The sequence below is a fragment of the Thermococcus sp. genome (assembly GCF_027063845.1).
In the GTDB taxonomy this organism is placed as follows: domain Archaea; phylum Methanobacteriota_B; class Thermococci; order Thermococcales; family Thermococcaceae; genus Thermococcus.
This window is the reverse complement of record NZ_JAMOQU010000037.1, coordinates 1-1,455: the sequence shown is the minus strand read 5'-3', so window position 1 is coordinate 1,455 and position 1,455 is coordinate 1. Positions and strand designations below refer to the sequence as shown.

At 55.1% G+C, this 1,455-nt stretch carries 2 protein-coding genes and 1 pseudogene; all 3 read left to right on the top strand.

What is annotated here, in order from left to right:
* The coding region (locus MVO87_RS03035) for an ATPase domain-containing protein (RefSeq protein ID WP_297552126.1) at nucleotides 1–90 on the top strand (90 nt) is incomplete at its 5' end.
* Nucleotides 91–131: 41 nt separating this feature from the next.
* The gene (locus MVO87_RS03030) at nucleotides 132–1,295 is read left to right on the top strand and encodes a hypothetical protein (RefSeq protein WP_297513049.1); all 1,164 of its coding nucleotides are present in this window, start codon (nucleotides 132–134) and stop codon (nucleotides 1,293–1,295) included.
* Nucleotides 1,274–1,455: pseudogene (locus MVO87_RS03025) on the top strand (tripartite tricarboxylate transporter permease); the annotation flags it as partial. The gene MVO87_RS03030 and the pseudogene MVO87_RS03025, both read left to right, overlap by 22 nt.

Here is a 1,455-nt window from a genome sequence, read left to right as displayed (position 1 = left end):
ATGCGTGAGACGAGGCACTCGATGAAGAAGTACCCCTTCGAGATAACTGAAGAGGGCATAGTCGTTTACCCGAGCGGGGAAATCTACTGACACCCAAAATTTTTTAAGGCTCTCCGTGTTTACTATTTTCGATGGTCCAAAGACGATTATTGATAATCGTTTTATTGTCCTCACTCCTCTTCGTTTCCCTTGCGCTTAGCCGTTACTCCCCAGAAAAAGACTCCTTCACCGGCCTCTGCGTCTATTCTTCCGGCTCCATCTCTGTTCTCTACAACGGCACAGTCACGGTCGCACTCGGGAAGTCTTTGGAACTTGGAAAGGCCTACACAGTTCAGGGCAGGCTCAGAGCAACCAATCGTGGTCTCTGGATGGACGCTTCCTCGGTAGTTCCTGCAAACGCGACGTTCCCCCTTGAGAGCGTTGAAGGGGCTTACTGGTATTCCAACGGCCCGATTCTACTAACTCCCTCAAGGGTTCGCCTCGCTTACCCACTCAACGTCTCAAAGGGAAGCCTCGTAAGGCTTAGGGGATTGACCTACGGCTTGAAGTTCTATCCCCTCAATGTTAAGGAGCTTAGCTATTTGAGAGAACCCAGAAACGGCATGCCCTATCCCCTCGAGGGCGTCGTTCTCTACCCCGGCAACCCCGCAACGGTCTGGAACGGGAGCGAGGAGTTCAGGGTTTACCTCCCCCACGGCCTCTCCCTCAGACCGGGTCTTCGCGTCAAAGTCCTCGGCGTTGTGAGGCTTTACTCTACTATCGCCCTCTATGTGAATTCTGGCGACGACGTTAACGTCCTCGGGCCTGCCGAGGAGAAACCCCTCAATCTGGCGGAAATCGGGGATATAGCCACCGGTGAATGTCCCGTCGTCAAGGCCACTTCCCGCTACCTGAAGCTCGACTGCACGAGCTTGAAGCTCTACGGCTTCAGCGCGAGAACCGGCGACACGGTTCGTTTCGGGGCCCTGAGGAGAAAGTCCAGTTTGCTCTGTTTGAACTGCTCCGTCGTGAGGCCGAGGGAAGAGCTGCCCAACGAGATATGCTCTTTCAACGAAGGCTCCTTCGCGAGAATCTCGGGAAAGGTCGCCTGGGTAAAGGTTTACAGGAACGGCTTTGGGATAGCGAACGTAACCAACGGCACCTGTTCAGTTCTCCTCAAGCTCCCATCGAGGCTCGGCGTCTCTCTGGCTGAAAACGAGAGCGTAACGGCATACGGCTTCTTCACGACCTACCGGGGGAAGCCGGCGTTTGAAGTTCAGTCGGGTGAGGACCTTTGCTCCGGGAAGCACTGTTAGGCCTCCTGCTCGGCACTTTCACGGGAATAACCTCTGGAATCCACGTGAACACTTTGGCGTCAATGCTCCGCGGTTTCGGCCTAAGCGCGGTTGCCCTCTTCGCCATGGGACTGACGCATACTTTCCTCGATGTAATCCCTTCAACCTTCCTCGGCGTTCC